The 7,347-nt window shown below is 70.8% G+C and carries 6 protein-coding genes; 5 read left to right on the forward strand and 1 reads right to left on the reverse strand.

Annotation, left to right across the window (positions count from 1 at the left end; genetic code table 11):
* Positions 1-275 precede the first annotated feature (275 nt).
* From ABD299_RS21660 to ABD299_RS21680, 5 genes are read left to right on the forward strand one after another with little or no spacing between them, the layout of a single operon-like run.
* Positions 276-1,103, forward strand: coding sequence for a DUF8175 domain-containg protein (locus tag ABD299_RS21660; RefSeq protein WP_344265317.1), 828 nt, complete (start codon positions 276-278; stop codon positions 1,101-1,103).
* Positions 1,093-2,325, forward strand: a complete 1,233-nt coding sequence (locus tag ABD299_RS21665) for a hypothetical protein (protein WP_344265320.1) — start codon at positions 1,093-1,095, stop codon at positions 2,323-2,325. Before ABD299_RS21660 ends, ABD299_RS21665 begins: the two co-directional genes overlap by 11 nt.
* Entirely contained in the window at positions 2,322-3,884 is a 1,563-nt protein-coding gene (locus ABD299_RS21670; protein WP_344265323.1) for an SCO6880 family protein, read from the forward strand. The genes ABD299_RS21665 and ABD299_RS21670 overlap by 4 nt, the downstream gene beginning before the upstream one ends.
* A 52-nt stretch (positions 3,885-3,936) precedes the next feature.
* Positions 3,937-5,364, forward strand: a complete 1,428-nt coding sequence (locus tag ABD299_RS21675) for an ATP-binding protein (RefSeq protein ID WP_344265326.1) — start codon at positions 3,937-3,939, stop codon at positions 5,362-5,364.
* On the forward strand, positions 5,364-6,767 hold the full coding sequence (locus ABD299_RS21680) for a type VI secretion protein (RefSeq protein ID WP_344265328.1): 1,404 nt from the start codon (positions 5,364-5,366) through the stop codon (positions 6,765-6,767). Before ABD299_RS21675 ends, ABD299_RS21680 begins: the two co-directional genes overlap by 1 nt.
* 9 nt (positions 6,768-6,776) lie before the next feature.
* Here ABD299_RS21680 and ABD299_RS21685 read toward each other — a convergent pair.
* On the reverse strand, positions 6,777-7,347 hold a 571-nt coding region (locus ABD299_RS21685; protein ID WP_344265330.1), incomplete at its 5' end, for a GNAT family N-acetyltransferase.

Genomic DNA, 7,347 nt, shown 5'->3' on the forward strand with positions numbered 1-7,347 from the left:
CGGCCGACGGAGCCTCAGGGCCCCACTCGGACCCCCTCCGGGCTGAGCCCGTGGTCAGGTCCGCACTCCACCGGTTCCCCTCACCGGTCAGCCGGGACGGCTCACTCCAGGGCCGGAGGACAACGCGTGCGCTCGATGTGACGCCCTGTTGACCCTCGCCCCGCCGTCCGCTCCGCTCCGTTGATCAACTGTCTTCGGAGGGCCCGCTTGCCGCTCGGGCGCGCTAACGTCGTGTGAGGAGGGAATAGACTCAGCGCTGTTGAGGGGACGCAAGCATGAGTTACGGTGGCGACTACGACGACGACGCGCGCGCTGGCATCCCCTCCCAGACCCGGACGAGGCTGCCCGAGGACCCCGCCCTCCCGTCCCGTCGGCCTCCTGCCTCCCCCCGCCGCAGCCTGATGACCATCGTCGGTGTCGTCGTCCTGCTCATCGCGGCCATCGTCATGGCGAACCGTGCCGACGACAGAGGCGGCAGCAGCGACAACGCCACCGACACCCCGGACGGCCAGGCCCAGCCCACCGCCCCGACCGGCGAGCAGCCGGTGGACGGTTCAACGAACGGCATCCCCTCCGGTTTCGCCCGGACCGAGCAAGGCGCCCAGAGCGCCGCCGCCAACTACGCCGTCGCACTGGTCTCGGCGGAGATCCTTCAGCCGAGTCAGCGGCCCCAGCTCGTGCAGCAGGTCTTCACCCCCGAGAGGGCATCCGAGATGCACGACAGGATGGCTGAGGTCTACTCAGAGGAGTTCCTTGAAACCTTGGGCCTCGGCCCCGAAGGCCAAGCAGCCGAAGGCATGACGTACATCTCGCGCACAGTCCCCATCGGCACTGAAATCGTCAGTTACTCAGAGACCACGGCCGAGATCGATGTCTGGTGCACTGGCCTCTTCGGAACCGCAGGCGAAGCCTCGACCCGTCCGGTGACCAGTGACTGGTTCACCATGACGCTCGAACTGCGCTGGCTTGAGGGCGACTGGAAAGTCCACAGCTTCACTCAGCGGCCAGGGCCGGCGCCGGTACCAGGGGACCTCAGGGCCTCAACCGCAGACGAGATCGCTGAAGCGATCGAAGAGTTCGGAGGGTTCACCTATGCGCGCTAACCCTCGGCTTCGCATCGCCGGAGCTGTCTCAGCACTGGGTGCCTTCCTTGCGGTCACCTTCGCAGGTGCTCAGCGGGCCACAGCCGATGACCACGAAGATGACTGTGACCTGATCCTCGGCCCCGCTCGTGAGTACTGCGAGCGGGGCGAAGGCGGAGGCGGGTCCGGGCCGGTGCGGACGCCGATGAGCGACACGCTCGACCCGCTGTCCTCGCTCGCGCAGGGCTGCGCGGACGCGGCCGCGTGGATCGTCAACCAGCTGTCGAAGGCGGTCTCGGAGACCACCACTGTCGACTTCACCAACGCCGCTTTCCTGCGGCAGTACGCCGTGGTCTTCGCCGCCGCGACCGTTCTGACGCTGACGCTGTGGCTGCTGGCCGTGGCGAAGCGGGCCATCCGCGGGGTGCCCCTCACCACGGCCATCTCCGAGGCGGTGGGCTTTCTCTGGCTGACCGTCATGGCCTCCGCGTTCACTCCGCTCATCCTCTACGTGATCGTCTCGGCGACCGACTCGGTGACGTATGCCATCGCGTCCGGGGCAGGTGACGATTCCGAGGCGTTCTTCGGGTCGTTCGCCGCGGCACTGGAGTCCGGGGACGACATCGGCGGCGGCCCGATCATGCTGATCGTGGTGTCCCTGATCTCGATCCTGGCCGCCGGCGTGCTGTGGCTGGAGCTCGTGATCCGTGCCGCCCTGCTCTATGTCGGGGCCCTGCTGGGCACCGCCGTGTACGCCGGGCTGGTGGACAAGAACCTGTGGGGCCATGTGCGCCGCTGGGCGGGCATCATGATCGCGGTGATCCTGGTCAAACCAGTCATCGTGATCGTTCTCGGCCTGGCCTCGGCGCTGTCCACGGCCGAGGGGCCCACGGCCTTCTCCGCGATCGTCTCGGGACTGGCGATCATCCTGCTGGCCATCTTCGCCTCCGCGATGATCTACCGCTTCGTGCCCGGCTTCGGCGACGACATCGTGTCGCACCGCCAGATGCGCCAGGACACCTCCAGCCGCGCCGCGAAGGCGGCCATCGCCACCCCGGCCACGATGCTCCGGCAGGGCATGAGCGCACACGGCGCCCGCGGGGACGCGGGCCCGTCCGGCCCCTCCGGCGCCTCCGGAGGCGGGCAGACGGCCAATCCGCTGGCGGGCGGAGTCGCCGCGCACGGTTCGCGCTCCACGGGTAGCCCGGGCAGCGGTACGGGCAACCGAGGAGGTGGCAGGTGACCGCGCCCCCGCATGTCGCCACCAGGCGAAGGACGTTCCTCATCGGGCGGGCCCGCCCGCACGCCATCGTCGGCAAGAACCGGGAGACCGGGGAGATCGCGCTGATCGTCGTCGGCGCGTTCTTCGGCATGATGAGCGGCCTGCTCATCCCGCAGCTGAGCGTCCGCATCGTCGCCCTGGTGGGCTTTCCGCTGCTCGCGCTCGCCGCGGTGTATGTTCCGTACAACGGCCGCACCTTCTACAAGTGGTTCGAAATCAACCGCTCCTTCCGCCGGACCCTGCGGCGCGGCGCGACCTACCGTTCCGGGGCGATCGAGGCGGGGATTTCGCTGGACGGACGGGAAGTCACCATCGGCACCCCGCCGGGGGTGGGGCGCATCAACTGGCTGGCCGCCGCCTTCGGCCCGGACGAGATCGCGGTTCTCCTGCACGCCGACCGCCGGACGGTCACCGCGGCCATCGAGATCGAGGGCCCGGGCGTCGGGCTGCGCGACAGCGAGGACCAGGAAGCCCTGGTGGACCGTTTCGGCACGCTGCTCAAGCATGTGGCCAACGGCGACGGCTACGTCACCCGGCTGCAGATGCTGGCCCGTACGCTGCCGGCCGACCCCGACGCGCACGCCAACGACGTCGCCGAGCGCGGGGACTTCGGCGCGCCCGGGTGGCTCCAGGAGTCCTACGACCAGCTGCTGTCGATGGTGTCCACCTCCAGCGAGCAGCACCGCGCGTATCTCGTCGCGTGCATGCACCACAACCGTGAACTCGCCCACGAGGCACAGACGGTGGCCCGGGCGTCGCGGACTCCGCGCGGCCGCGGACGGTCCGGCCGGATGACCCAGGACGAGGCACTGGCCGTCATCATGGCCCGCGAACTCATGGATATCTGCGCCCGGCTGGCGGAGGCGGACATCCGGGTGCGGCAGCCGCTGGGCGAGGCCAGGCTCGCGTCGCTGATCCACTCCATGTACGACCCGGACCACGCGATCGACCACATCCAGGCGATGTCGCAGCGCAACGCCTGGCCGGCCGAACTGGACGCCCGCGAACCGACCTACCTGCAGGCCAAGACCCGGGAGTCCGACACCCGGGAGCCGTGGTGCCACGCCACCGCGTGGATCAAGGAGTGGCCGCTGACCCCGGTCGGCGTGAACTTCCTGGCTCCGCTGCTGGTGCACACTCCCGACGTGATCCGGACCGTGGCGGTGTGCATGGACCTGGAGCCCACCGAGGTCGCCATCGAGAGGATGCTGACCGAGAAGACCAACGACGAGGCCGAGGCGTCACGGGCCGCGAAGATGAACCGGACCGTGGACCCGCGGGACATCGCCGCCCACAGCCGCGTGGACCAGCGCGGCGACGACCTGGCGTCGGGCGCCGCGGGCGTGAACCTGGTGGGGTACCTCACCGTCTCGTCCCCGCATCCGGAAGCACTTGCCAGGGACAAGCGCACCATCCGCGCCGCAGCGGGTAAGTCCTACTTGAAGATCGAGTGGTGCGACCGGGAGCATCACCGCGCCTTCGTGAACACCTTGCCGTTCGCCACCGGCATCCGCAGATGACCCGCACACCGCCGACGGGAACCAGACCGACGGGAACCAAGGAGGTGCCGTCATGCCGCCACGCGATCCGATGACCGCCGTCATCGAGGCCTTCACGAGCCTGCTCTTCGGCAAGACCGAGACCACCCGGCTGCCCGTGCGCACCTCCACCGGCCAGGCCCAGGCCGTCTATCTGCCCACGGCCGCGCCCGGGCTGGGCGACTCCGGCGTGATCATCGGCCGTGAGGTGTACTCCGGGAAGGGCTACATCTACGACCCCTTCCAGCTCTACGGACAGCAGTTGCCCGCCCCCCACTGGCTGGTGCTGGGCGAGTCCGGGAACGGCAAGTCCGCGCTGGAGAAGACCTATGTGCTGCGTCAGCTCCGGTTCCGGGACCGGCAGGTCGTCGTGCTGGACGCCCAGGGCGAGGACGGCGTGGGCGAGTGGAACCTCATCGCCCAGGAGCTGGGGATCACCCCGATCCGGCTCGATCCGATGGAGGCCCTGGACCACGACATCCGCCTCAATCCGCTCGATCCGGCGATCACCACCACCGGGCAGCTCGCGCTGCTGCGGACCATCATCGAAGTGGCGCTGGGACGGGGGCTGGACGAGCGCGCCGGGTTCGCGCTGAAGGTCGCCCACGCCTATGTCGTGGAGACCACGGTGGACCGGCAGCCGATCCTCTCGGACATCGTGGAGCGGCTCCGGCACCCCCAGCCGGTCTCCGCCGACGCGATGAACGTCGAGCTGGAGGACGTCCGTTCCTGGGGGCTGGACGTCGCCCTCGTGCTGGACCGGCTGGTGGACGGCGACCTGCGCGGCATGTTCGACGGCCCCACCACCGTCGGCATCGACCTGGACGCGCCGCTGATCGTCTTCGACCTCTCCCACATCGACCGCAACTCGATCGCCATGCCGATCCTGATGGCCATCGTGGGCGTCTGGCTGGAGCACACCTGGATCAGGCCCGACCGCCGCAAGCGGATCTTCCTCGTGGAGGAGGCCTGGCACATCATCAACTCGCCTTTCGTGGCGCAGCTCTTCCAGCGTCTGCTCAAGTTCGGCCGCCGGCTGGGTCTGTCGTTCGTCGCGGTCGTGCACCACCTGTCGGACGTCGTGGACGGCGCCGCGGCCCGGGAGGCGGCGGCCATTCTGAAGATGGCCTCGACCCGCACCATCTACGCCCAGAAGGCGGAGGAGGCGCGGGCCACCGGGGCCGTGCTCGGCCTGCCGAGATGGGCCGTGGAGATCATCCCCACTCTGACGCCCGGCATGGCCGTCTGGGACGTCAACGGCAACGTCCAGGTCGTCAAGCACCTGGTGACCGAGACCGAACGGCCGCTGGTGTTCACCGACCGGGCCATGACGGAGGCCTCCTCGCCCACCTCCGCGGTCTCGCCGGTGAGCATGACCCTGGAGGAGGAGCTGGAGGCGGAGACCGAGGCCCGGGCGGTATCGATGGAGAAGCAGCTGAATCCGCACAAGCGGGTGGTCTGATGAGCTACCACTCCGGTGGCGACCACAGCCCCTACGGGCCCGACGCGCACGCCCCGGCGGCCTCGGGTGCCGCCGGAGGGCAGCGGGGCGGTGGCGGCGGTGTGCCGGACTCGGTGCTCGTGGGCGCACTGGCCCTGATGACAGGGCTGACGCTGCTCACCTGGACCTCCACCGGCATCGCGGCCTGGGTGGTGCACGGGCACTGGCCGGAGGGGGTCACTTTTCTGGGCACGGCCCTGGCCGTCCGCTCGTTCCTGACGGCTCCCGGCGATGTCGCCGGCGCCTGGCCGGACGCGGACCCGTCGGAACTTCCCGGCGCGACGGTGCTGTGGCTCGTCTTCCTGGCACAGCTCGTGCTGCTGTTCTCCACCGTGCTGTGGGGGGCCATGCGGCTCGCCCGCCGCCGGGCGCTCAAGGCGGCGGCCCGGCGCGGCCCTGCCGGCGGCCCGGCGCCCGGCTCCCCCGTCCAGGGAGCCGGCGGTCCCGCCCCGGACGGTTCCGGCACCGCAGCCGGGCACCCCGCCCACGCCGCCGGTGACACCGCCGGAGCCCCTGCCCACCCGGCGCATCTCATTCCGCAGCAGGGAGTCCCCGGTGACACCTCGTCCAGCTCTCCGCCCCTCCCGGGTGCCGCGTCTCTTCCCGCCCAGCGGACCGGCCCCGGACACCCCGGTCCGCAGGCGGGCTCCGCGAGTCCCCGGGACGCCGTCTCCGAGGTTCTCGGCGCCCCCGGCGGCCTCGTGGTCGTCGACCCGGACGGGAGCCTGTGGGAGCGCACGGCGGCACGGCGCGGCCGGACGGGCCCGGTGCACGTCTACGATCCGGGGCACCTCACGGACGCGCCCGTCCGGCTGCGCTGGGCGCCGCACCGGGGCTGCGAGGAGATGCCGGCGGCCAGGAGACGCGCCCGGTCGCTGCTGGCCCCTGTGCGACCCGCCGAGCCGGTCTTCCAGTTCGACGCGGAGACCGCCGAGACACTGCTGCGCTGCTTCCTGCACGCCGCGGCCCTGACCGGAGAGCCCTTTCCGCAGGTCCATCGCTGGGCTCAGGGCAAGTCACCGGGCGAGGCCGGCAAGATCCTGCGCAGCCACCGGAAGGCCGCGGGCGGCGCGGCGATGGAGTTCGACAGCGCCATGACCGCGCACGCCGAGCGGCGGGACTCCGGACTGCGGCTGATCGGCAGGGCCCTCGAAGGACTGGACCGGCTCCACATCCGTCAGACGTGCGCACCGGGAAAGGTGGACACCCTGGCCCTGGACAACCTCTCCGGTGAGGAAGGCACGCTGTACGTGGTGGGCCGGACCTCGGACACCGCCGCCCTGTGCACCGCCCTGGTGGACGCCCTTGCCCTGGAGCAGCCCGGCCTCGCCGTGGTGGGAGGGCCACCACCGGCTTCTCCCTGACCACCGGCGTCAGCCGTGACGGTGACGGCGGTCGTGGTGCGGAACCGGTCGGAGCGCGAGTTCGTAGGCCCGCAGGGACGGGTCCCGTGGATCGGGATCGCTCAGGCCGGTGGGGCGGAACCCCAGCGATCGGTAGAAGCGCACGGCCCGGGTGTTGTGCTCGTGAACGCGCAACCGGACCTCTCTGTCCCCGGCCCGGGCGAACGCCGCGGACATGAGTTCCCCGGCGAGCCCGGTGCCACGGTGCTCGGGAAGCAGATAGACCCCGACGACATAGGTGCGGCCCGAGTCGTCGAACACCGACAGCATGCCGCACCAGGCGCCCTGCTCGTCCTCACCGACGAAGGTCGTGGTGCCACCGCCGGCCGCGCGCCGCTCCCAGTCCTCCCGCAACAGCGACGCGGCCTCGTCGTAGGGCTCGTAAAAGGCCAGGGGGGCCACCGGGTCGCGCAGAGCGGCCAGCCGGAGCTCCCGCAGCTCCTGCCAGTCCTCGCGCCGTGTCCTCCGCACCCGGTACCCCATGCCGCCGATGATGCCAGACGGCGAAAAATGAGAGGCCCTGCCGGTTTCCCGGCAGGGC

This window comes from Streptomyces sodiiphilus (assembly GCF_039529215.1).
In the GTDB taxonomy this organism is placed as follows: domain Bacteria; phylum Actinomycetota; class Actinomycetes; order Streptomycetales; family Streptomycetaceae; genus Streptomyces; species Streptomyces sodiiphilus.

Excerpts from the sequence above, each read along its gene's own strand:
- ABD299_RS21665 (WP_344265320.1), top strand. The coding sequence starts at position 1,093 with ATGCGCGCTAACCCTCGGCTTCGCATCGCCGGAGCTGTCTCAGCACTG.
- ABD299_RS21660 (WP_344265317.1), top strand. The coding sequence starts at position 276 with ATGAGTTACGGTGGCGACTACGACGACGACGCGCGCGCTGGCATCCCC.
- ABD299_RS21680 (WP_344265328.1), top strand. The coding sequence starts at position 5,364 with ATGAGCTACCACTCCGGTGGCGACCACAGCCCCTACGGGCCCGACGCG.
- ABD299_RS21675 (WP_344265326.1), top strand. The coding sequence starts at position 3,937 with ATGCCGCCACGCGATCCGATGACCGCCGTCATCGAGGCCTTCACGAGC.